We start from the raw sequence: 23,700 nt of genomic DNA on the forward strand, positions 1-23,700 counted from the left end.
GTGCCAAGATCAGGCTAAGTTCATACGTCATCAAATGCGACATTTGAGGTGAGGTGTGTCGACATTTGCTGACGAATCGTCCGAAGCCGACCTGACGCGCAGGCACATGAATGGATGGTCGGGATGGTTCAGCGCAGGTCAGCGCCGCCGGACACCGCCATCACGGGCGAACACCCGGCGGGTGATCAGCCCGATGGCGGCGAGCACCAGCAGGCCACCGGCGACCCCACCGCGCCAACCGCTCGCGGTGGACCGCGCGGCCGCCGCCTGCGAGGCCTCCGCGGCCGCCCCCACGGGCGACGCACTGGGCGGCGCCGGCAGCTGCCCGGCACTCTCCCCGGCGGACCCGAGCGGTTCGGCCGCCACCGGCGTCGATGACGGTGACAGTGACGGAGGCAATGACAGGGGCGGTGGCAGTGACGGTGACGGTGACGACGCCACGACGCCGACGGCCGCCCGGGACGGACTGGCGCCCAGGGACGGAACGGTACGGAGCGTCGGAGGGACGGAACCGGCGGAGGTGGTGGTGGGGGCGGTCGGGATGGTCGGGGTGACTGAAGCAGCGGACGGCCCGGCCGCTGCCGGAACGGCAATCGGCAGCACGCCCACCGGCACCGGCGCGAGCACGGACGCATCGGGCGCCGCCCCCACAACCGGGCTCGGCGACGAGGTGACCGGGATCGAAGGCGTGGACGGGAACGTGGACGTGGGCGTGGGCGACATCGCGGGACGGGACGGTACGGAGGAGGCCACCGGCGCGGAAGCACCGGCCGAGGGCAGCACCGGCACCGCCACGCTCGGACTCGGCCCGATCGGCACCGAAGCCGACGCCGACGGGCTCGGCACGGTTGCCACGGTCGACACCGAGGCCGCGGGGCTGGGCCGCACGGGAACCGACGCCCCCGAACTCGGCACCGCAGAAGTCGACGCCGCCGCCGATACCGACGGGCTCGGCGCCGCCGCGACGCGCACCGGCACCGCGTCCGCCGCCGCCCCGTTCCCCGCCAGGTCGGTCGCCGTGACGACCAGCCACTGCTGCCCGTCCGTCAGGTCCCGGTTGGCGGTGCAGGTCCAGCTGCCGTCGAGGGCCGCCGTCGCCCCGCACAGCACCGTCCGCTCGCCCGAGACCGAACCCAAGGCCGAACCCGAGGCCGAAGCCGGCCCCGAGGCCGCCGAGCCGCCCGCCCGCGCCGTGACCAGCACCTTCGAGCCCGGCTCGGCCCGCCCGGTGAACGTCGGCCGACTGACCCGCAGGGTCTCCCCGGCGGCCGGCGAGCCGAGCACCGGCTTGTCCGGCGGGACGGTGTCGACGACCAGCACGACCGCCTGCCCGGCCGTCCGGTTCCCGGCCGCGTCGACCGCGACGGGGGTGAGCAGGTGGCGCCCGTCCACCAGGTTCTCGACCGGCAGGCAGGACCACTGGCCGTCCGCCCGGACGGCGCTGCGGCACAGTTCGGCGGCCTGGTCGGTGACCGCGACGGTGCTGCCCGCCTCGCCGGTGCCGGTGAGCTGGATCCCCGGGTCGTTGGTGTACTCCGGGAGGGTGAGGACGGGCGCTGCGGGCGGCGCCGTCTTCACGGTGACCCGGACGGCCTCGCCGCGCAGCACCACACCACCGCTGGTGATCTCGACCGGGGTGAGGGAGTGCGGGCCCGCGGTGAGCGCTTCACCGGGCCGGCAGGACCAGCCGCCGCCGCGCTCGACCCGGGCCCGGCAGGCCGTGGCGTCACCGTCCCGGATCTCCACCGAGGCACCGTCGACCGCTCCGTCGCCGTGGACCCGCGGACGGGCTTCGGCGAGGACGGCGCCGTCGACGGGTTCGGCGATCTCGGGCCGGGCGGCGCCGACGGTCAGTTTGATCCGCTGGTCGGTGACCTGCCCGGAGTCGGCGAAGCCGCCGGAGGGGACGAGTTGGCTGGCGTCGCGGGCGATCCGCAGCCGGGCCCAGGTGTCGCCGGAGCCGGCGCCGGTCGGGACGGTCCATTCCAGGGTCGCGGTGTCGGCGCCGGCCGGGATCTCGGTCTGCACCCGCTCGGCGGGGTCGAAGCGCCCGCTGTGGTCGAAGTCGATCCAGCCGGCCAGGGTCGCGGGCTGGTCGCCGACCGCCACCGGGACGGTGAGCCGGTAGTAGCGGCCGATCGCGGCCTCGGTGGGGAAGCCGATCGACGGGTCGGCGCCCTGGTACTCGCCGCGGCCGGGCTGGAGCTTGGGGGGCGGCGGGCTGGCGAAGACGCTGCGCCGGCCGGCTCCGTGGTCGAGCTGGACCAGCGGCTCACCGGTCGGCCCGACCGTGCCCCGGTCGTCGGCGGACCGGGGGCGGGTGCGGTGCGCAGCGTTGGCGGCGTCCGCGCCGAGGAACAGGTCGGAGAGCACGTGCGAGGCGTTGCCGTAGTTCTGCGGGGCGGTGCCGAGGTCCTCGTCGACGGTGACGGTGTAGGCCTGGCGCAGGACGGGCGGGGCGGTGGTGCTGCCGGCCCGGGCGGTGGAGCGCTGCTCGATCCGGAAGACCGCGGTGCGCAGGGTGCCGACGAGTTCCAGGGTGCCCTCGGAGGCGGAGCCGGCCGCGCCGTCGGAGCTGCCGTCGGCTCCGACGGGCGCGAGGGCGTTGGCGTCGACCGTCCAGCCGGGCCAGTCGGTGCGGTTGACCAGGGTGGGGGCGGCGGGTGAGCCGCCGGTGAGGGTCAGCCGGGCCGCGGTGCTGGTGGTGCCCGACTTCCCGGTGGCGAGCGCGACCAATCCGCTGAGGTGCAGCCGGGGATTGCGGACCGGTCGGGAGAAGGCGAGCCGGAGCGTTCCGACGGTGCGCCAGGATCCGTCCGTCTGCGGGCGGTTCTCGGTGACGCTGAAGGTCTGCGCGGGGTTCCCGGGGTGCATTCCGTCCGTGTACGGCCCGGCCGCACGCCCCCCGCCGGGGCGGTCGGCCAGTTCGCCGGCCGCGGCGGCCACCTCGGTACCCGGGGTGGCGGTGAATTCGAGCTGGACGGAGAGGCCGGAGGGCAGGACCGCCCGGTGCTCCCCCGACCAGGCGTCAGGGGACTGCTGGGCCACCGAGCGTGGGGCGTTCCAGCCGGTCAGCAGCCCGGCCACGAGGACGGTCAGGGCGACGGCCGTGCGGGGAAACTGTCGGCCCATCCGGCTCTCCTTCGCGGTCGGCTGCCGGGGTGCCGGGCAGCCTGGGCACAAGATCTGACAAAAAGGAATCACGATCCTGAGCCGGTCATACTGCGACACCTGGGCTTATAGCCGGGTCCCACCCGTTTGGCGGTCATCCGAGCGACAGGACGGGATATACCCGAAACAGATGCATTTCATCCATTAGGCCCGCAATCCAGAACGGACCAGGCACCCGGCGCCCTGTCCGGGCCCGGAAACGGGAGAAGCCCCCGGCCGGTGGCCGGGGGCTTCTCGCTGGTGCGCTCAGCAGGATTCGAACCTGCAACCTCTTGATCCGTAGTCAAGTGCTCTATCCGTTGAGCTATGAGCGCAAGGAACGGGCGAACCCGATCTTGCGGAGATTGGTGCGCTCAGCAGGATTCGAACCTGCAACCTCTTGATCCGTAGTCAAGTGCTCTATCCGTTGAGCTATGAGCGCTCGCCCTGATGAACGGTGCCAGCGGGGCGGTGCGGGGACAACATTACATGACCTGCGACGCGGGACGAAATCGATTGCTCCCTCCCTCCGGGCCGACCCCCTGGAGGCCGCTCGGGGCCCCCGACGGGCCCGGCCCGCGGGACAGGTCGGGGAGGCGGGTGGCGGGGTGGGCCCGGAACCTCCCCGGGGATGGGGAAAGCCCCGCCGACAAGATCGTCGACGGGGCTTTCCGGCTGCGGAGGCTGAGGGATTTGAACCCTCGATCAGGAATAACCCCGAAACCGCATTAGCAGTGCGGCGCCATAGACCGGACTAGGCGAAGCCTCCTCCACAGGGACCACGTCCGCGTGAGCGGACCCGTTCCGTGTGCCTGAGATGATGCCACAACCGTGGGGCTCGGCACCAACCACCGCCCACGTTACTAGGCGGGTCGACCCCGCCGCAAAGAAGAATGAGATACTGCCGTCTCCGGAGGAGCTGCCCTGAGCCGAGGAGACCTGTCGACGTGAGCAGCAGGCCGATCCGAGGCGCTGCTCGCCTCGCCGCCATACTCGACGCCCTGCCCGACGCGTTGTTGCTGGTGAACAGCAACGGCACCGTCGTGGACGCCAACAGCGCAGCCGTCCAGGCGCTCCAGACGCCCGGCACCTCGCTGGTCGGCATGGGCGTGCTGGACCTCCTGCCCGAGTTCGACCCCAGCCGGATCCCCGGCTCGATGCGCCCGGCCGCCCGCGACGGCGACGAACCCGACCGCCCGGTCCGGATGACCGCCCGGCGCACCGACGGCACCAGCTTCCCGGTCGAGGTCTCCGGCAACGACTTCCCCGACGACGGCACCGGCGAGGACCGCGGCTACGGACTCACCTCGTACGACTCGTACCGCGAGCGCTCCCGCCCGTCCTCCGCGAGCGACCTGCTCCTGCTGCTGGTCCGCGACCTCTCCAGCCGGCTCGGCGTCGAGGCCGAGCTGCGCCGCCAGCACAAGCAGACCGAGATGATCCTGCGCGCCGCCGCCGAGGGCGTGCTCGGCGTCGACCTCGAAGGCCGCTGCGTGCTGGTCAACCCTGCCGCCGCGCACATCCTGGAGTACCGGGCGAGCGAGCTGGGCGGGCGCGAACTGCACCCGCTGATCCAGCACTCCCGGGCCGACGGCACACCGCTGGCGCTGGAGGAGTCCGCGCTGCTGGACACCCTGACCTCCGGACGCAAGCACCGGGTGCGCGGCACCGTGCTGTGGCGCAAAGACGGCCGCCCGGTCACCGTCGACCTCACCACCGCGCCGGTGCGGGACGGCGACCAACTGGTCGGCGCGGTGATGACCTTCACCGACCGCAGCCGCGAACTCGCCCTGGTCGCCCGCAACGAACACCTCACCGCCGTCCTGGAGAGCGAACTCGGCGGCGCGCTGACCGCGCTGAACCAGCGGCTGGACGCGCTCGCCGCCGACCCGGCCGGGCAGCTGTGGCCGGAGGCCAACTGGACGTTGCGCCGGCTCGCCGACGAGTGCCGCCGGTTCAGCCGGCTGATCGACGGCGTGCTCGCGCACCAGCGCTCCGAGGCCGGCGAAACCGGCGAGACCGCCCCGGCGGACGGCCCGGACGCGAAGGACGGCAAGGACGGCAAGGACCGCCGCAAGCCGACCGAGCGGCGGGTGCCGGTCGCCCTGGACAAGGTGGTCCGACGGGCCGTCGAGGCGGCCGGCGAGCTGGTCGGCCCGGGCCGGGTGCGGTTCTCGGTGCACGCCGCCGCCGTCGAGGTGATCGCCGACGAGCGCCGGCTCGCCCAGGCGCTGGCCCACCTGGTCGCCGACGTCAGCGGCATCGGCCTCGCCCTGGACGCCCCGACCGCCCCCTCCCCCGGCCTGGCCGCCCCCGGCGCGCCCGCCGCGCTGCCCTCCGGCGGCGAGCCGCCGACCGTCGTCCTGGCCGCCGCCCAGCGCGGCGAGGTCGCCCGGGTCGAGATCCGCGGGCCCGGCCTCGGCGGCAGCCCCGTCCACCTGCCGATAGCCCGCGCGGTGGTCGAGCGCCACGGTGGCGTGCTCCAGCCGCACGAGCTGCCCGGCAAGGCCGGCACCACGTACGTCGTCGAGCTGCCGTTGGACCCGGCCGCCGCGAAGGCCGCCGCCGAGCGCGCGGCCGCCGAGGGCCGCTCCGACCGGCCCAAGGAGGGCGACAGCGCCGTCCTGCCCGACCTGCCGGGCATCCCGCAGCTGCCCAGCAGCGACGAGGCCGCCGAGCCGGTCGCCGACGGCGGCGAGCAGCCCGACCGCGAGACCCCGGCCGCGGAGGCGGAGCAGCCCGCCGAGGAACCCACCGCCGAGCGGCGCGGCCGCCGGGGCCGCCCCGCCGCCGAGGAGCCGGCGCCGCCGGCCCGGACCGCCCCCAGCGCCCCCGCCGACCAGTGGCCGAACGCCCCCGCCCGGATCGAACGGGCCGTCCCCGAACAGTGGAACGGCACCGGCAACGACCCCGCGTACGGCCGCCAGGGCCTGGCCGGTCCGGACGGCGCGCAGCGCGACCCCTGGGGCAAGGACGACGGCCGCTCCGGCCCCGCCTACGCCGTCCCCGTCGAGGGCGAGCGCCCGCAGCAGCACCGGACCGGCGGGCGCGAACCGCTCGCGCTCGGCCCCGGCACCGGTGCCGCCCCCGCCGACGGCACCCCGGCGGGCGGCACGCCCGCCGCGGAAGGCGCCCCGGCCGCCGACGGCGCCGAGGCCAAGCCCCGCCGGCGCCGCGCCCTGCCCTCCACCGAGGACTCCTCCGGTGGCTTCGCCCTCCCCGGCGCCACCGACACCCCGGTGTACCCCGGCCTGGAGCACGCCCTGCCGACCGGCCCGGCACCCGCGCAGCCCGAGCCCGCCGCCGCACCGACCGGCCGCCGTCGCCGGCTGGCCGTGCCGCCCGGCCCCGGCCAGGAGGCCCCGGCCGCGCCGTCCGACCAGGCCCCGCAGGAGGACCGGCCCGCGCCCGGCGGCCCCGCCGCGCTGCCGGCCGCCCGCCCGGCGCTGCCCGCCGCCGAGGACCCGTCCGGCCCGCGCCCGGTCGGCACCGGTCTCGCCGAACTCGCGCCGCCGCGCCCGCTCGGCGGTTCGCCGACCCCCGCCGCCGGACCGCAGCCGCCCGTCCCGGCCGAGGCCAGGACCGCCCCGCGCCCGATGGCCGAACTGCCCGCCGCCGCCGGCGACCGGACCGAGGAGCAGCCGCCGGCCATGGCCGGCCCGAACGGCTCGACCGGCGAGGGCGGCAGCGCCCGTCGGCTGCTGGTCTGGCCCGAGCCCGATCCGGCCACCCGGCAGGCCCTCCAGGAACGCGGCTACCGCCCGGTGATCGTCCGCTCCCGCGAGGAGGTGGACGCCCAGGTCGCCGGCTTCCCCGCGGCGCTCTTCGTCGACCCGCTGACCAGCCCGATCACCCGCACCGCGTTGCAGTCGCTGCGCACCGCCGCGCTCAACAGCCGCGTCCCGGTGCTGGTCACCGCCGGTCTCGGCCAGGCCACCCGGGACGCCGCGTACGGCGCCGACCCGGCCGTGCTGCTGCGCGCCCTCGCGCCGCGCGACGGCGAGCACCACGCCCCGCGCGTCCTGCTGGTCGAGGGCGACCCGGACATCGCCGCCGCCATGATCAGCAGCCTGGAGCGGCGCGGCATGCACGTCGAGCACGCGGTGGACGAGAACGACGCCGTCGCCCGGGCCAGCAGCGTGCAGCCCAACCTGGTGGTGATGGACCTGCTCCAGATCCGCCGCCGCCGGGTCGGCCTGCTGGACTGGCTGCGCGCCAACGACCGGCTGCACCGCACCCCGCTGGTGGTCTACACCTCGGTGGACCTCGACCCGCGCGAACTGCCCCGGCTGCGCACCGGCGAGACGGTGCTGTTCCTCGCCGAGCGCTCGACCAGCGCCGACGTCCAGTCCCGGATCGTCGACCTGCTCGGGCGGATCGGCGCGATGGGCGAGGCGGGCGTCGCCGCGGCGGGCTGACCGCGCCCTGACGCCGAGGGCCCGGCGAGATCCACACGGCACGCGCCGAGGGCCGACCACCCCGCTGGAACGGGGGTGGCCGGCCCTCGGCGGTCGGGCGGGCGGCTACTCCTTGCCGAGCACCGTCACGTCCAGTTCGTCCGCCGCGTAGCTGGCGCGGATCACCTTCTTGTCGAACTTGCCGACCGAGGTCTTCGGCACCGACTCGACGATCGACCAGCGCTCCGGCAGCTGCCAGGAGGCGATCCGTCCGGCCAGGAAGGCCCGCAGCTCGCTCAGCCCGGCCGTGGCACCCGGGCGCAGCACGACCGTGGCCAGCGGGCGCTCGCCCCACTTCTCGTCCGGGACGGCGACCACGGCGGCCTCGGCCACCTCGGGGTGGGCCATCAACTGGTTCTCCAGTTCGACCGAGGAGATCCACTCGCCGCCGGACTTGATCACGTCCTTGGCCCGGTCGGTGAGGGTCAGGTAGCCGTCGGCGGTGATGGTGCCGACGTCGCCGGTGCGCAGCCAGCCGTCCTCGGAGAACTTGTCGTCCGGCCGGAGCGGGTCCTGCCCGGCACCGCCGTAGTAGGCCCCGGCGATCCACGGGCCGCGCACCTCCAGCTCGCCCGCCGCGACGCCGTCGTGCGGCATCCGCTCGCCGGACGGGCCGACCAGCCGGGCCTCGACGGAGGCCGGGAAGATGCCCTGGGTGACCCGGTAGGGCCACTCCTCCTCCGGGGTGAGGCCACCGGGCGGCTGGGCGAAGGAGCCGAGCGGCGAGGTCTCGGTCATGCCCCAGGCGTGCAGCACGCGGATGCCGTGGCGCTCCTCGAAGCCCTTCATCAGCGAGGGCGGGCAGGCGCTGCCGCCGATGACCACCATGCGCAGGCTGGAGGTGTCGTAGTCGCCCGCGTCGAGCTCGTCCAGCAGGCCGCTCCAGATGGTCGGGACGGCGGCGCCGACGGTGGGCCGGACGGCGGCGATCATCTCGGCCATCGGCTTGGGCTGGAGGAAACGATCCGGCATGAGCAGGTTGGCGCCGGACATGAAGGCGGCGTGCGGGATGCCCCAGGCGTTCACGTGGAACATCGGGACCACCGGCAGCGCGGTGTCACGCGGGGTGAAGGCGAAGTTGTCGCCGGTGTTGACCTGGAGGCAGTGCAGGTACACCGAGCGGTGGCTGTAGAGCACGCCCTTCGGGTCCCCGGTGGTGCCGGAGGTGTAGCAGAGCACGGCGGCCTCGCGCTCGTCGAGGTCGCCGCGCCACGGGTAGGCGGTGGGCCGGCCCGCGATCAGCTCCTCGTAGTCGTGCACGGTGCCCGGGAAGCCGGCCAGCAGCGAGCGGTCGCCGGGGCCGTTCACCACGATGTGCCGGAGCGTCGGGGCGAGGTCCGGCAGGACGGCGGCGAGCAGCGGGAGCACGCTGCCGTCCACGATCACCGCGTGGTCGGCGGCGTGGTTGACGATGAACGACAGCTGGTGGGCGGGCAGCCGCAGGTTGAGCGTGTGCAGCACGGACCCCATCGCGGGGACGGCGAGGTAGGCCTCCAGGTGGACCGAGTTATTCCACATCAGGGTCGCGACCCGGTCGTCCCCGGTCACCCCCAGTTCGTCGCGGAGCGCGTGGGCGAGCTGCGCGGCCCGCGCCCCCACCTCGGCGTACGTCCGCACGACCGGCCCGGTGCCGTCCCAGGTGGTGACGGTGGACCGGCCGTGGATGGTGGACCCGTGCTCAAGAATCCGGGCGACGGTGAGCGGGACGTCCTGCATCGTGCTGAACACGGGTCCTCCTTGACCTGGCGGCACTGGCGGCTGCGCCTGCGGCACCTACCGGGCGGTAATGCGCGCGGACGTGCCCGATTGTGCCGCCCCGCCCCGCCCGCTGTCAGTATCCCGGCCCCGTTGCCCGCATCACGGATCGGCGACGCGTCAGCCCGCGGTCGGGCCGTCGACGTGGTTGCGGTCGATCGTGAGGGCGGCGCCGCCGTAGGTCTCCTCGACGTTGCCGCGGTACTGGTGGACGCGCTGGTGGTAGCCCCAGAGGTCGGAGCCTAGGGCGCCGGAGTCGGCGGTGTCGGCCCGGTCGTCCCAGCGGGCGTACCAGAGGGCGTCGGGCAGCGGAAAGCTGCCGGCCCGGGCGGCGGCGGCCAGGTCGGCGATGCCGGAGTCGAGGCTGGAGTAGAAGCCGGAGCGGTAGCCGGCGGCGTGCAGGGCCTGGGTCCAGCCGACGGCGAAGTCGACCACCGCCTGGCCGCAGGCGGGGTCGCGCATCGGGTAGGCCTCGATGTCGAGGTAGACCGGGCCGCCCTTGCCGAATCCGAGCGAGCCCATCGCGTGGACGGCTTCGGTGGCCTCGTCCCGGCCCTGCTCGACCGCGTGGGCGGGGTCGATCCGGCGCGGCTTGTTGCCGAGTTCGCTGCACGGCGCCTGGAGCCCGACGTGGGCCGGCAGGAAGCGCCAGCCCAGTGCGCGGGCCTGGCGCACCCACTCGGCGGTGAGCCGGGGCTGGCCGCAGCCGCGCTGGGCGCCGCTGACGTAGATGCCGAGCGCGCCGTACGGGGAGACCCCGTGCCAGGCCCGCAGGGTGTCGAGGGGCGGCGCGGTGCAGACGTCGAAGGCGGGGCCGGTGAAGTCGTCGTGGATCCTGGGCGGGCCGAACCGGTCGGGCAGGGTGAGGGCCCGGATGCGTGGGAGGGCGGCGGCCCCGGCGCTCACGCCCGTCCCGTCGGTGGCCAGCAGGAGCACGAGGGAGGCGGCGAGCAGGGCCACGGGGCGGAGATAGCGCACCCGCCCTTGCTACTGACGGACCATCGGACGAATGCGGCAACCACGCCGGGCGCACCGGGAGAGCCCACCCTTTCGGCCGCACCCGTCCACATCCGTCCCGATAGTTGTAACGAGCTTGCCCGTTCATCACTCCTTACGGCAAACTCGCCCATATGCCCACCTCCCATCCCAGCGAAACCACCGCCCCGATGCCGGCTGCCGCCGTCGCCGAGGCGCTTGCCATGCCGCCCGCCCCCCAGGGCGAGCCCGCCGGCGAGCGGGGCAGCTGGCGACGAGGCGGGGCACCCGGCTCCACGGCACCGCCCGACGCGCCCCCCGGTCGGCCCACCGGCCGACTCCCGAAGGTCCTGCGGCGCCCGGAGAGGATCCCGGCGCCGCTTCTCTGTCTGACCGCGATGTTCCTGGTGCAGACCGGGATCGCCCTGTCCAAGCCGCTGTTCGGCCCGCTCGGGGTCAGCGGCACCACCTTCCTGCGGCTGGGCTTCGCGGCGGTCATCCTGCTCGCCGTCACCCGGCCCCGGCTGCGCGACAAGCGCCCGCGCGACCTCGCCGCGGCGGCCCTGCTGGGCGTGGCCTCGGCCGGGATGACCTTCCTGTTCGCCGGGGCGATCGACCGGCTGCCGATGGGCACCGCCGCGACCATCGAGTTCCTCGGCCCGCTCGCGGTCGCCCTGGTCTTCGCCCGGCGTGCCAGCCACCTGCTCTGGGCGCTGCTCGCCGCCGGCGGCGTCGTCCTGCTGACCCTGCTCGGCGAGGGCGGCGACGGGGGCGGGCTCGACCCGGTCGGACTGCTCTACGCCTTCGGGGCGGCCGCCTGCTACGCCGCGTACATCCTGTTCACCGACAAGGTCGGCGCCGCCTTCCAGGGCTTCCAGGGCCTGGCGGTGTCGATGACGGTCGGCGCGCTCGCCCTGGCGCCGTTCGGACTCGGCCAGGCCTGGGACGGGCTGACCGCGCCCGGCGCCTCGCCGCTGGGGCTGCTGGCCGCGGTGGCCGGGGTGTCGCTGCTGCTGCCGGTGATCCCGTACGCGCTGGAGATGACCGCGCTGCGGCGGATGCCGCAGCGGGTGTTCAGCGTGCTGGTCAGTCTGGAGCCGGCGGTCAGCGCGCTGGTCGGCCTGGTGGTGCTCGGCCAGCTGCTGGGCGTGCCGCAGCTGGCCGGGATCGGCTGTGTGGTGGCGGCCAGCGTGGGAGCCACGCTGACCGGGCGGCGGTAGGGCAGCACGGTCGGTCCAAGGGCCGGGCCCTTGGACCGTCAGGTCGTCACGGCCACAGCAGGGTGCGCGACCACTCCGGGGTCCGGACCGGTCCGGTGCGGGTGTAGCGCAGCCGGACGTGCCGGCGCTGCGCGTCGCCCTGCCAGTACTCCACCTCGTGCGCCCACAGGGTGTAGACCGCGTGCCCGGCCGCGACGGCGTCCGGGGTGGCCTCCAGGCGGCGGCGGGCGACGGCGACGGCCTCGTCGTACTCGGCGAGCGAGGCCATCGGCTCGCTCTGCCGCCCGACCAGCGCGCCGACCCGGGCGTCCGGGGAGCGGGTGGCGAACTCGGCGGCGGCGACCAGGTCGGCGGCCCGCTCGACGGTGCCGCGGACCCGTACCTGGCGGCCCAGCTGGGGCCAGTAGACGGTCAGCGCGGCGGCCGGGTGGTCGGCCAGCTGGCGGCCCTTGGGGCTGTCGGCGGCGGCGGAGAAGACCCAGCCGGTGCCGGCCGCGTCGACGTCGCGCAGCACCAGCACCCGGGCGTCCGGCAGGCCGTCCGCGTCGACCGTGGAGAGGGTGACCACCTGCGGGTCCGGCACGCCGGCGGCCAGCGCGGTGGCGAGCCAGTCCACGAACAGCGGGCCGGGCTCGGCGGGCGCGGCCTCGGCGTCGAAGGTCGGCAGCGGGCGGGCCATCGGCGGGCGGCCGAGCAGCAGCTCGGGCACGGACTTCGGCTCGGGCCGGTGCTCCGCCGGCTCCCGGCGGGCGTCCGGCCCGGATCGCGGAACCGGCTCCGGTGCAGGCCAGGCCTCGCCCGGGCCGGTCAGGCCCTCCTCCTCCGCCGCCATCGCGCGCCCTCTCCTCCGGTTGCCGCGGTCGCCGCCCCGGCCGGGCCGTCCTTCCCGGGCCCGGGCACGTGGTGCGCTGTCGGAGCGCAACCGTACCGCCGAACACCGACGGCTCCGGGCGCGGGCCCTCGCTGGACGCGTCCGGGCCGTCCGGGCCGGCCTCGACGGGCGGTCCCGGGCGGTGTCGGCGGCGACGGGCAGCCGGCGACGAGCGGGCCCGGGCGGTTCGCTCCCGGCTCCGGACGCACTCGTGGGCGGTGCCGATGGCGGCACCGCCCACGAGGCCGGCTTCACGGTGACCCTTTCCGCTGGCCGGTCATGCGCTGTTCTGATCCGCGCCCGGGCGGGAATTCCGCCCGGAGACTGGTTCGAGCCCCTCCGCGAGTGCTCAGCTCACCCGCGGCCGCCCACCTCCGGCGCCCCCGCCGTCGGTGGTGCCCGATCGGATCAGTGGAAGATCGGGGCGAACACGACGTTGATGTTCTTGTTGGACTGCCCGGCCAGGATGGTGCCCGCGTTGTCCTTCACCGCGAGGGTGTTGTTCTGGTTCGAGGCGCCCGTCCCGGTGGCGGTCTGCTGGGTGGAGATGTAGTTGCCGTCGACCCCGCCGAACACGTTGCCCGTGCCGACGTTGGACACCACGCCGGCGTTGGAGCCGGCACCGGCGCCCGCACCGTTGTCGGCGGCCGCAGCACCGGCACCGGCCAGCAGCAGGCCGGCCGCGAGCGGGGCGGCGAGCAGGAGTCCGGCCACCCGGCGGGTGTGGATGCGAGCCATGAGAGCCTCCAAGAAGCTGTAAATCGTGCAATTGTCGAGCAGGGGGTGCGGGAGTTCGCCGGCCAGACGAACACCTGCGGGCTGCGACGCCGAGAGACAGACTTCCGCAACAAATCGACAAAGCACTAGTCGGCGAAGCAGTTTTCGCCCGTTAGCGTGATATCCACCCGGGCTGCGCATAACGGACCGAAAATCGGACAGTGCGCCGACACGCCCCTACTGAGCTGGCACTTTGCCCGGGCGATGACCTCCTGGAAGGCCCTTCAGGCAGGGCGCTCCGCCGTCAAACGAACCACCAGGCGCACCACCCCGGCGCAGGGAAATCAGGAAACGCGCCCCCGAAAAGTTCGACCACCCTCCCATGTCGACTTTCCCAGCCATTCCCAGACCATCGGAAAGTCATACTGGAATATGGGAGAAATAACATCACACCATCTTGCCCGGGTTCATGATTCCCAGCGGATCGAAGACCGCCTTCAGCTGTCGCTGGAGGTCCAGCGCGACCGGCCCCAGCTCGCGCGCCAGCCAGTCCCGCTTGAGCAGCCCCACCCCGTGCTCCCCGGTGATCGTGCCGCCCAGCTCCAGCCCCAGCGCCATGATCTCGTCGAAGGAGCGCTGCGCCCGCGCCGCCTGCTCCTCGTCCGAGCCGTCGAAGATCACGATCGGGTGGGTGTTGCCGTCCCCGGCGTGGCTGACCACCCCGATGGTCAGCGCGTGCCGCTCGGCGATCAGCGCCACGCCGTTCAGCATCTCGGCCAGCCGGGAGCGCGGCACCGCCACGTCGTCGATCATCGTGGTGCCCAACCGGTCCAGCGCGGGCAGTGCCAGTCGCCGGGCCTCCAGCAGCAGCTGCGACTCCGCCTCGTCCTCGGCCGGCACCACCTCGGTCGCCCCGGCCGCCCGGCAGAGCTCCGCCACCCGCGCCAGCCCGGCCTCCCGGTCCGGCCCGTCGAAGGCCACCAGCAGCAGCGCCCGGGTCGTCTCCGGCAGCCCCATCCGCCCCAGGTCGTTGACCGCCCGCACGCTGACCGCGTCCATCAGCTCCATCAGCGACGGGGTCAGGCCGCACGCCATCACCTCGCAGACGGCCGCGCCCGCCGCGTCCGCGCTCGGGAACTCCGCCGCCAGCGCCAGCTGCGGCGCCGGCGCGGGCCGCAGCGCGAGCACCGCCCGGACCACCACGCCCAGCGTGCCCTCCGAGCCGACCAGCAGCCGGGTCAGGTCGTACCCGGCCACGCCCTTGGCCGTCCGACGCCCGGTGGACAGCAGCCGCCCGTCCGCCAGCACCACGTCCAGGCCGAGCACGTACTCGCTGGTGACGCCGTACTTCACGCAGCAGAGCCCGCCCGCGCCGGTGCCGATGTTGCCGCCGATCGTGCAGGACTCCCAGCTGGACGGGTCCGGCGGGTACGAAAGGCCCAACTCACCGGCTGCTCGCGAAAGTTCGGCGTTCACCACGCCGGGCTCGACCACCGCGATCCGGTTCACCGGGTCGAGCTCCAGGATCCGGTTCAACTTCACCATCGACAGCACGATGCAGCCGTCCACGGCGTTCGCCGCACCCGACAGCCCGGTCCGCGCCCCCTGCGGCACCACCGGCACCCGCAGCGCGGTGGCGATGCGCAGCACGTGCTGCACCTGCTCGACCGTCTCCGGGAACACCACCACGGCGGGCGCACCGGCGGCGCAGAAGCCGGCCATGTCGTGGCGGTAGGCGGCGGTCACGTCCGGATCCACCACCACCGCCCCGGCCGGAAGGCCCTGCGCCAGTCGGTCCGTCAGGTCACCCATCGCCGCCTCCACTCGCCGCCAGCCGCCTCCACCGCACTCTGCCCGCCCGCCGGAGGCCGGGCAAGTGGGCCCCCGGCGGATCTGCGGGCGTGGGCCCCGGCCGGACCGGGCCTACCGGCGGACCACCGGCTCCTGGAACTCCGTGACCCACCGCGCCGGGTCGTCCGGGCACTCCAGGTAGAGCTCCCGGGCGTAGCCGGCCGAGCGGTAGCCGTTCGCGTCGATGAAGCGGGCCAGCTCCTGGAAGCTCCCCATCGCCTCGTCCATCGAGCCGCGGTGCACGACCGTCGCCGCCTCCTCGATCGGCGGCAGGTCGAGCACCGCGAAGCCGTACCGGCCCGGCTCCACCGCCGGCCCGACCGGGACGGCCACCCGGATCAGCACCGTGCCCTCGCCCTCCGGCACGTCCTCGTACCGGGCGACGGACGGGCCCGCCTCGGCAATCCCGGCCTCGGCCAGCCGCCGGCACAGCTCCGCGAACAGCGGGCCGATCACCGGCCCGATGTCCTCCGGCTGGTAACTCGCGGCCACCGCGGTCAGTTCGGCCACCCGGACGGACGGCACCCGCTTCAGTACGACGTCGTGTGCGGACATGGTCCCCTCGCTCTCGATCGTCCGGAGCCTCGCCTCCACCCGGGTCAGCCGCTGCTCGTCCGCGGCGATCGCCTCGGCGAGTTGGGCCCGGCGCAGCCGCAGCATCCCGCGCAGTTCGGCCGCGTCCACCTGCTCGTCCAGGACGGCCCGCACCTGCTGCAGCGTGAAGCCGAGCTCCTTGAGCGCGATCACCCGGTTGAGCCGGGCGAGTTGGGACGCCTCGTAGGACCGGTACCCGCTGACCGGGTCCACCCTGGCGGGCCGCAGCAGCCCGATCGCGTCGTAGTGGCGCAGCATCCGCACCGACACCCGGCCGTGGCTGGCGAAGTCTCCGATGTTCAACATGGTGCCCCCACTCCACCCCCTGCCACCGTGTCAGGGTCAACCCCCGCCCGCCGAAAACGCGGAAGGCGGGTGCCGAGTGATCTCGGCACCCGCCCTGAGCAGGTGGTTCTCCAACCAGCGGAGAGCGTGGGATTCGAACCCACGGTACGGGGTCACCGCACGACAGTTTTCAAGACTGTTCCCTTAGGCCGCTCGGGCAGCTCTCCAGGCGGAGGTCAGCCTAACGGGTCCGGCGGGGTTCGGTGCACACCGTTTCGTGCGGGTGGGGGTCAGCTGTCGCCGTCCCGCTGGCCGAGGGTGACCTTGGTGTTGAACTGCTGGCCGTTGCGGGTGTACTCGACGTCGACGGTCTCGCCGGGCTTGTGCGTCCAGATCCGGCTGACCAGGGCGGGGCCGTTGTCGATCGGCACTCCGCCGAGCTTGGTGATGACGTCGCCCGGCTTGAGACCGGCCTTGTCGGCGGCGCCGCCGGGGGTGACGGCCGGCTGGCCCTGGATGTCGCGGGTCTGGATCTGCGCGCCGTCGCCCTTGTAGTCGTCGTTGCGCAGCACGTCGAGCTTGGCGTAGACCGGCTTGCCGGTCTTGATCAGGGTGTCGGCGACCCACTTGGCCTGGTTGATCGGGATGGCGAAGCCGAGGCCGATGCTGCCGGCCCGGCCGTTGGCGGAGGCGTTGGACTGGATCGCCGAGTTGATGCCGATCACCGAGCCGCTGGAGTCGAGCAGCGGGCCGCCGGAGTTGCCGGGGTTGATCGAGGCGTCGGTCTGCAGGGCGTTCATGTAGGAGGACTGGCCGCCGGTCTCGTCGCCGGAGGCGACCGGGCGGTCCTTGGCGCTGACGATGCCGCTGGTGACGGTGGACTCCAGGCCGTACGGCGCACCGATCGCGACGGTGGCGTCACCGACGTTGACCTTGTCGGAGTCGGCCAGCGGAAGCGGGGCCAGCTTGCTCTTCGGCGGGTTTTCGATCTTGACCACGGCGACGTCGTAGCCCTCGGCGTGGCCCAGCACGGACGCGTTGTAGGACGTGCCGTCGGCGAACTTGACGGTCAGTTTGCCGCCGTTGAGGGTCGGCGCGACCACGTGGTTGTTGGTGAGGATGTGGCCCTCGGTGTCGAAGACGAAGCCGGTGCCGGTGCCGGACTCGCCGTTGCCCTGCGCCTTGATGGTGACGACGCTGGGCAGCGCCTTCTGCGCGATGCCGGCGATCGAGCCGGGAGCGGGCTCGTTCTTCTGGGTGTTGCTGGCCTGGACGGTGGTGCTGCGGTGGTCGTCGGCGCTGCTGGTGCTGTCGTTGCGGTCCGCGACGGTCACGCCGAGCGCACCGCCGGCCACGCCGGCGACCAGCGCGACGGCGGCGATCAGGGCGACCAGGCCGCCGCGCTTCTTGCGCGGGCCGCCGGGGCCGCCGGGGTAGTCGGCCGGGTAGCCGAGCGGTCCGGCCGGGCCACCCGGGTAGCCCGCGCCGCCGCCGGCGTCGTGGGAGGCACCCCAGCCGCCGAGCGGCTGGCCGGCGCCGAACGGGTGGTGGCCGGGCGCGGGGTGCGCGGCGGGCGCGCCGGGGGCGGCCGGGGTGCCGTACGGGTCGTGCGGGCCGGCGGCGGGGACGCCGTGGGCCGGGGTGGCGTACGGGTTGGCACCCGGCGGCAGGGCCGGGCTCTCGGCGACGGGTGCGGCGGGTGCCGCCGGCGCGGCCGGGACCGGCGGGGCGGGCGGCAGGACCGGCGGCGGCGCGTCGATGTAGCCGGTGGCGGCGTCGACCGGGGCGGCCGGTGCGTCGACGACCGGCGCGGCCGGGGTCTGCGGGGGCGCCTCCGGCGCGGGGACCTTGGTGAAGGCCACGGTGGGCTGGTACCCGCCCTCGGCCGGAACACCATCGGCCGCAACGCCCTCCGTCGGCGCGGCCTCAGCCGGTGCGGCCTCGGCGGCCGGAGCGGCCCCGGGCTCGGGGACCCGGCCGAAGGCCAGTGTCGGCTGGTGCCCGCCCGAGGCGTGGCCGTCGGAAGCGGGAACAGCCGCCGCCTGGCCGCCCGAGGGCTGCTCCCCCTGCGGCCCGGTGGGCCCAACCTCGCGCTCGGTGCTCACGAACGACCTCCATAGCTGACAGAACCAAGGACCATAGTTTTTCGTACTGCCGATTCGTTTGCCGTAAGGACCCCTCTGAATAACTCATAAGAATCCTTAGCCGCAGCCGACAGCCGGGCCGCCGACCAGGCTGTCCTACGCCGACGACCGAGCGACGACCGAGCGATGACCGAGCCGACGAGCAAGTCGACGGCCGAACCGAAGACCAGGCCGACGACCGGAGGCTCCCCCACCTCCGCCGGGCGTCCCGCGATGCGGGCCGCACACCCCGTGGCCTTGGCGTTCACCCCCGGGCCGGTTAGCCTGTCGCTCACAACTGACACGCGGGAGCTTGGACCATCCAGGCTGAGAGTGCGCTGGTCGACCGTACGCCACGGGATCGTGGGCGGACCGTCGAGGGGGCGCAGACCGCCGGAACCTGTCCGGGTAATGCCGGCGTAGGGAGTATCGGCCATGTCGCCTGCTTCGCCATCCTCTTCTTCGGACGCGCCCGCGTCCAAGGGTTTCCCCGAACCGTCCCCGACCGCTCACGGCGGTGACAGCGGTCACGCGGGCCCCACCGGCACGGCGACCGCCGTCCTGGAGCGCCCGGAGCGTGCCGAGGCGCCGCTCGTGCTGGACACCGAGCCGCCGCGCACGCTGCGCTTCCGGGACCACTTCGCGCTCTGGATGAACCTGGGCGTCAGCCTGATCGGCTTCTCCACCGCCGCGACCGTGCTCGGCGCCAAGGGCAGCGAGCTGTCGCTGGCCGCCGCGGTGACCGCGATCGTGGCCGGCACCGTGGTCGGCACCGCGATGCTCGGCGTGGCCGCGCTGATCGGAGCCCGTACCGGCGCGCCCGCGATGGCGAACCTGCGCGGGCTGTTCGGCACCCGGCTGTCGTATGTCCCGACGGTGCTGAACATCGTCCAGTGCGTCGGCTGGGGCGTGTTCGAGCTGCTGACGATCGCGGCGGGCGCGCAGACCGTCGCCCACACCGACGGCTACCGCTGGCTGTTCGTGCTCCTGGCGGGCGCGCTGACCACCGCGCTGACCATCTGGCCGCTGGGCTCGATCGCGGTGCTGCGCCGCTTCGTGGCCGGTGCGGTCGCCGTCGCGATGGTGTACTTCACCGTCCAGCTGGGCCGCCAGGGGGTGCCCGACCCGGGCGCCGGCAACTGGCACGGCTTCCTGGGCGCCACCGACGCGATGATCGCGGTGTCGATCTCCTTCGTCCCGCTGGCCGCCGACTACACCCGGCACTCGCGCACCGCACGCTCGGCGTTCTGGGGCAGCTTCTCCGGCTACACGATCGCCCAGGTCTGGTGCTACGTGCTCGGCCTGATGGCCCTGCTGCAGTCCGACGGCGACCCGAACAGGATCTTCGACTCCTTCCTCGGCGTCTGGGCCGGCTGGCTGTTCCTGCTGGTGCTGGTGCTGCGCGAGACGGACCAGTCCTTCGCCAACGTGTACTCGACCGCGATGTCGGTGCAGAACCTGCTGCCGAAGGTGGACCGCCGGGTGCTGACCGGCGGGATCGGCCTGCTGATCACCGTGCTGGCACTGCAGATCGACAAGTTCACCGACACCTACACCAACTTCCTCGGTCTGATCGGCTCGGTCTTCGTGCCGCTGCTGGCGGTGCTGGCGGTGGACTACTTCTTCGGCGCCGGCCGGTACGGCTGGAACCTCTCCGCCGACGCGCCCTCGCGCCGCCTGATGCTGCTGCCCTGGGTGCTGGGCTTCGCGGTCTACCAGTTCATCGCGCCGACCGCGGTGGCCGGCTGGTGGACGGACTTCTGGACCTCCGCCCAGGACGCCCTGCACTTCACCCCGCAGGAGTGGACGTCCGCCTCGCTGTTCGCCTTCCTGGTGCCCGCGCTGGTCACCTGGGCGCTCACCCCGCTGACCCGCAGGACGGCGCCGAGCTGACCGACCGACACCGAAGACGGCCCCGCAGATTGGGGCCGTCTTCGCCTGCGCGTCACTTCCGCCGCCTATCGTGGGGCCCGTGACCAGCACAGACCCGTCCTCGACGGCGGCGCGCACCACGCCGCCCGTCCAGGTGATCGCCCACCGCGGTTCCTCGCACGCCCTGCCCGAGCACACCCTGGCGGCGTACCGGCGCGCGCTCGACGAGGGCGCGGACGCGGTCGAGTGCGACGTCCGGCTGACCGCCGACGGCGAGCTGGTCTGCGTGCACGACCGCCGGATCGGCCGGGTCTCCAACGGCCAGGGCACCGTCTCGGCGATGACGCTGGCCGAGCTGGAGGCGTACGACTTCGGCGCCTGGAAGACCGGCCGCCCCAGCACCGACCCCGAGCTGCGCGGCGTGCTGCGGCTGGAGCGGCTGCTGGAGCTGGTGGTGGACTGCGGCCGCCCGGTGGACCTGGCGATCGAGACCAAGCACCCGGTGCGCTACCGCGGCCGGGTGGAGGCCGAACTGCTGCGGACGCTCGAACGCTTCAAGATCGGCGCGAGCCGGGAGGGCGAGCGCCCTTCGGCCCGGATCATGAGCTTCTCCTCGGTGGGGCTGAACCGGGTGGCGGCCTCGGCGCCGGAGTACCGGCGGGTGTTCCTGTTCGAACGGACCCTGCCGCTGCTCGGCCGGCTGCGCCCGGGCTCCCCGCTGCCGGGCGGGGCTCGGATCGCCGGACCGGGCATCGACCTGGTGCGGGCCCGCCCGCAGCTGGTGACGCGGCTGCGCGAGCTGGGGCACGAGGTGCACGTGTGGACCGTGGACGAACCGGCCGACGTGGAACTGTGCCTGGAGCTCGGGGTGTCCGCGATCATCACCAACCGGCCCGCCGAGGTCCTGGCGCAGCTCGGCCGGTGATCCGGCGTCGGACGGCGGGCCGCCCGCAAATCCACCCGCAAAGCCCGGACACAACCTGATCGTTCTGGTCGGCAGTCAAACCTTCCGGGCCCGTTATTGCCGGAATTCATGCGCCGGGGCGACGCACGGTGAGCACGGAATGACCTCAGGTCCACCCTCGGTCGCAATCGCTTGAAATGTCCTCGCGGGATCGTCCGGCGGTCGTTTCCGACGCATTACCAAGGGGCATCTCTCCCTCGGCATACGCTGAAGGAGGTCCGGGGGTGGCGTTGATGGTGGCGCGTGAAGTGCCGGCTTCATCGACCATGGCAGTGCCGCACGGCCCGGCGAGTGTCGGGGTCGCACGGCGCCGACTGCGTCGAGATCTCGGCGACCGGGAGATACCGGAGCCGGTCGTTGATGATGCCGTACTGATCCTTTCCGAACTGCTGAGCAACGCCTGTCGGTACGCCCGTCCGCTCGGCCCGCTGCGGGCCCTGGGGCGCGGCGCCCGGGCCGAGGTGGTGGACCAACTGCTGGTCGGCGTCCCCTCCGGGGCGCATTCCGCCACGGGCGGCCGGGAGCGCGAGGAGCACGGGAGCGGAACGGACGGCGGCGTGCTGGTCCGCTGGCAGCTGCACGCCGACGGCGTGCTCACCCTGGAGGTCACCGACGGCGGCGCGACCACCCGGCCGCTGCCCGCCGGCCCCTCGCTGACCTCGCGCGGCGGTCGCGGCCTGAACATCGTCGACCAGCTGGCCAGCGACTGGGGCGTGCGCGACGCGCCCGGCGAGGTGACGGTCTGGGCGGCGCTGCCCGCCCGGGCCCGGCACGCCCGGCGCACCGGTGGTGACGCCCGCAGCGCCTGAACCGACGCGCGCTCCCCACCCGTCCGCCCGGCGTGTGCCCGCGCGCCGGGGGAACGTCAGTAGGCTGCCCGGAGCAAAGGACCACCGTTCCCGGGAGAGCCGCACCATGGGCAAGAAGGCCGCCAAGAAGGCGCCGCAGCGTCAGTCCACCACCGCCGTCGCGGGCGAGGTCCCCGTGGTGGGGGCCCGCGAGAACTGCCCCTGCGGTTCGGGCCGCCGGTACAAGGCCTGTCACGGCCGGGAGGCCTCGCACGCGGTGCAGGAGCTGGTGCACCGCCCGTTCGAGGGCCTGTCGGGCGAGGCCGACTGGGTCGCGCTGCGCGAGCTGGTGCCCGCCGCCACGGTGCCGCTGACGCTGGCCGCCGGGGTGGCCGAGGGCGCCACCGGCGAGGTCCCGTCGGTGACCCTGGCCACCGTGCTGCCGCTGGCCTGGCCGGCCCTGCGCCGCCAGGACGGCTCCATCCTGCTCGGCCTGCAGACCCAGTCCTCCTCCGGCGACCTCAGCCGCGACCTCGCGGACGCCCTGGAGCTGGCGCTGGCCACCGAGCCGGGCAACCCGGTGCCGTCCCGCCGGACCGAGGCGGGCGGACGCCGGCTCCAGGACCTGCTGGACGTCACCGCCGCGTTCACGCCCGCCGTGCACACCGGCTTCGAGTTCTGGCTGGAGGACGCCGAGACCGCGACCGGCGAGGTCGCCGCCTCCCTGGAGCGCGCCAACGCCTCGGCCATCCCGACCGAGAAGCTGGCGAGCGCCGACGCCGCCTACTGGTGCGGCACCCCCGACAAGAACCACCTGCGCTGGGTGATGACCGTGCCCGAGGAGCGGCTGCTGGACGCGCTGGCCCGGCTCAGCGCCGCCGACCAGTCCTCGCTCGGCCCGGACACCCGCCTGGTCGGCTCGTTCCGCGCGCACGGCCTGACCGTCCCGGTCTGGGACCTCCCGCTCGCCATGACCGCCGCCGACTGCGAGAAGCCGGCCGCCGAGTTCGCCGAGCGGCTGGCCTCGGTGCTCGCCGACGAGACCCCGTTGACCGCCGAGGAGCGGCGCGCCCGCGCGAACCTGGTGAACCGTCAGGTCACCTTGAACTAAAGCGCCCGGGATCCGGGTGATACGCGTCACATTGTCGCCATGAAGCCGCAATTTCCGGGCTGGCAGGGCGTCTTGGAAATTGGCGCGGGCGCGGATCCTTGTTACTGTCTAAAGAGTCCGGCCGCTGGTGCATCCCCCGTCGCCAGCGGCCGGATCTTTTGTTTTCCGCGGGGCCCCGACGAGCGGCCCGGGAACGGACCGGCGGATCAGTACGCCGAGCGACCGCTGTCCAGCCGGACCGTCGCCTCCACCAACTCGCCCAGCAGCGGCCCGACCTGCGGCAGCCACACCCCGCCGTCGGCGTCCGCGCGCGGGGCCAGCACCCAACGCACCCGGCCAGCCGCTCCACCGGGCGGCAGCGGCAGGAAGCCGTCCACCCCGTGATAGCGCAACGAGCCTGGCACCCAAGGGAGTTGAGAGAGCATCTCGCCGAGCGCGTCCAGCGAGTACGGGGCCACCAGCAGCGCGTACCGGCCCGGCATCGCCAGCACCGGACCGAGCGGCAGCCGCAGCGCGCCCAGGTAGACCAGCGCCCGGGCCCCGGCCGCCGCCGGCAGGCTGACCGCCGAGACCACCGAACCGGTGGCGGCCAGCACCGGAGCGTCCGGGCTCTGCCGCTCCCACCACCAGCGCACCATCCGGGCGTCCGTGGTGGCGGCCAGCAGCGACGGGTCGTGCGGGTGCGCGCCCGGCACGACGCAGTCCTGGTCGCCGCAGGAGCACTGACCGCCGCGCAGGACGGCCCCGGGCACCACGGGCCAGCGGTGGTCGACGGCGGCCGTCAGGGCCGCGGCGAGCCGGGCAGGGCGCTGACGTGCGACGTCGTCCTGGACGGGGTGGTGGGGAGTGGCGGGCGGACACGGATCTTTCGGGTTCTCACGCATGGCGCTCGTTCCTTTCCCTGACCGCTCGGTTCGCTCCGGCCCGTCGGCACCGCCGGGACTCGTCACGCGGACCCGCGGTGGCA

The 23,700-nt window shown here is 74.2% G+C and carries 15 protein-coding genes and 4 tRNA genes; 6 read left to right on the top strand and 13 right to left on the bottom strand.

Translation table 11 applies throughout. From position 1 onward, the window contains the following. Positions 1–138: 138 nt before the first annotated feature. From AC07BF_RS07920 to AC07BF_RS07935, 4 genes are all read right to left on the bottom strand, one after another. Complete coding sequence (locus AC07BF_RS07920; RefSeq protein WP_478333087.1) at positions 139–3,132, bottom strand: Ig-like domain-containing protein; 2,994 nt, start codon at positions 3,130–3,132, stop codon at positions 139–141. 277 nt (positions 3,133–3,409) lie between these two features. After that, positions 3,410–3,485: transfer RNA gene (locus tag AC07BF_RS07925), tRNA-Arg, on the bottom strand. 31 nt (positions 3,486–3,516) lie between these two features. Further along, positions 3,517–3,592: transfer RNA gene (locus AC07BF_RS07930), tRNA-Arg, on the bottom strand. 236 nt (positions 3,593–3,828) lie between these two features. Further along, positions 3,829–3,919: transfer RNA gene (locus tag AC07BF_RS07935), tRNA-Ser, on the bottom strand. Between the two features lie 178 nt (positions 3,920–4,097). Between AC07BF_RS07935 and AC07BF_RS07940 the strand changes: the two genes are divergently transcribed. Then, complete coding sequence (locus tag AC07BF_RS07940) at positions 4,098–7,568, top strand: hybrid sensor histidine kinase/response regulator (RefSeq protein WP_478333088.1); 3,471 nt, start codon at positions 4,098–4,100, stop codon at positions 7,566–7,568. 105 nt (positions 7,569–7,673) lie between these two features. Here AC07BF_RS07940 and AC07BF_RS07945 read toward each other — a convergent pair whose 3' ends face one another. Next, entirely contained in the window at positions 7,674–9,335 is a 1,662-nt protein-coding gene (locus AC07BF_RS07945) for a long-chain fatty acid--CoA ligase (RefSeq protein ID WP_363627850.1), read from the bottom strand. 147 nt (positions 9,336–9,482) lie between these two features. Further along, positions 9,483–10,340, bottom strand: a complete 858-nt coding sequence (locus tag AC07BF_RS07950) for a glycoside hydrolase domain-containing protein (RefSeq protein ID WP_363579774.1) — start codon at positions 10,338–10,340, stop codon at positions 9,483–9,485. Positions 10,341–10,492: 152 nt separating this feature from the next. Here AC07BF_RS07950 and AC07BF_RS07955 point away from each other — a divergent pair, with 152 nt between their 5' ends. Beyond that, complete coding sequence (locus tag AC07BF_RS07955; protein ID WP_363579775.1) at positions 10,493–11,557, top strand: EamA family transporter; 1,065 nt, start codon at positions 10,493–10,495, stop codon at positions 11,555–11,557. Positions 11,558–11,603: 46 nt separating this feature from the next. Here the strand turns inward: AC07BF_RS07955 and AC07BF_RS07960 are convergent, their stop codons facing one another. From AC07BF_RS07960 to AC07BF_RS07985, 6 genes are all read right to left on the bottom strand, one after another. After that, on the bottom strand, positions 11,604–12,389 hold the full coding sequence (locus tag AC07BF_RS07960) for a pyridoxine/pyridoxamine 5'-phosphate oxidase (RefSeq protein WP_363579776.1): 786 nt from the start codon (positions 12,387–12,389) through the stop codon (positions 11,604–11,606). A 447-nt stretch (positions 12,390–12,836) separates the two neighbouring features. Then, positions 12,837–13,166, bottom strand: a complete 330-nt coding sequence (locus tag AC07BF_RS07965) for a hypothetical protein (RefSeq protein ID WP_363579777.1) — start codon at positions 13,164–13,166, stop codon at positions 12,837–12,839. A gap of 426 nt (positions 13,167–13,592) precedes the next feature. Continuing rightward, entirely contained in the window at positions 13,593–14,957 is a 1,365-nt protein-coding gene (locus AC07BF_RS07970; protein WP_363579778.1) for an FAD-binding oxidoreductase, read from the bottom strand. Between the two features lie 111 nt (positions 14,958–15,068). Then, positions 15,069–15,896: a MerR family transcriptional regulator gene (locus AC07BF_RS07975; RefSeq protein ID WP_363627853.1), complete on the bottom strand. Its 828-nt coding sequence runs from the start codon at positions 15,894–15,896 to the stop codon at positions 15,069–15,071. A gap of 118 nt (positions 15,897–16,014) precedes the next feature. Beyond that, positions 16,015–16,102, bottom strand: a tRNA-Ser gene (locus AC07BF_RS07980). A gap of 63 nt (positions 16,103–16,165) precedes the next feature. Beyond that, positions 16,166–17,980 carry a S1C family serine protease gene (locus AC07BF_RS07985; RefSeq protein WP_400804082.1) on the bottom strand — a complete coding sequence of 605 codons (1,815 nt, stop codon included), beginning with the start codon at positions 17,978–17,980 and terminating at the stop codon, positions 16,166–16,168. Between the two features lie 453 nt (positions 17,981–18,433). Here AC07BF_RS07985 and AC07BF_RS07990 point away from each other — a divergent pair, with 453 nt between their 5' ends. From AC07BF_RS07990 to AC07BF_RS08005, 4 genes are all read left to right on the top strand, one after another. After that, positions 18,434–19,891: a purine-cytosine permease family protein gene (locus AC07BF_RS07990; protein WP_363579781.1), complete on the top strand. Its 1,458-nt coding sequence runs from the start codon at positions 18,434–18,436 to the stop codon at positions 19,889–19,891. A 79-nt stretch (positions 19,892–19,970) separates the two neighbouring features. After that, positions 19,971–20,795, top strand: coding sequence for a glycerophosphodiester phosphodiesterase family protein (locus AC07BF_RS07995; RefSeq protein ID WP_363627855.1), 825 nt, complete (start codon positions 19,971–19,973; stop codon positions 20,793–20,795). 305 nt (positions 20,796–21,100) lie between these two features. Continuing rightward, on the top strand, positions 21,101–21,643 hold the full coding sequence (locus AC07BF_RS08000) for an ATP-binding protein (protein WP_363579783.1): 543 nt from the start codon (positions 21,101–21,103) through the stop codon (positions 21,641–21,643). A 106-nt stretch (positions 21,644–21,749) separates the two neighbouring features. Continuing rightward, complete coding sequence (locus AC07BF_RS08005; RefSeq protein WP_363579784.1) at positions 21,750–22,733, top strand: DUF5926 family protein; 984 nt, start codon at positions 21,750–21,752, stop codon at positions 22,731–22,733. A gap of 206 nt (positions 22,734–22,939) precedes the next feature. Here the strand turns inward: AC07BF_RS08005 and AC07BF_RS08010 are convergent, their stop codons facing one another. Next, positions 22,940–23,617: a bifunctional DNA primase/polymerase gene (locus AC07BF_RS08010; protein WP_363579785.1), complete on the bottom strand. Its 678-nt coding sequence runs from the start codon at positions 23,615–23,617 to the stop codon at positions 22,940–22,942. Positions 23,618–23,700 lie beyond the last annotated feature (83 nt).

The sequence above is a fragment of the Kitasatospora sp. NPDC043950 genome, from assembly GCF_056435345.1.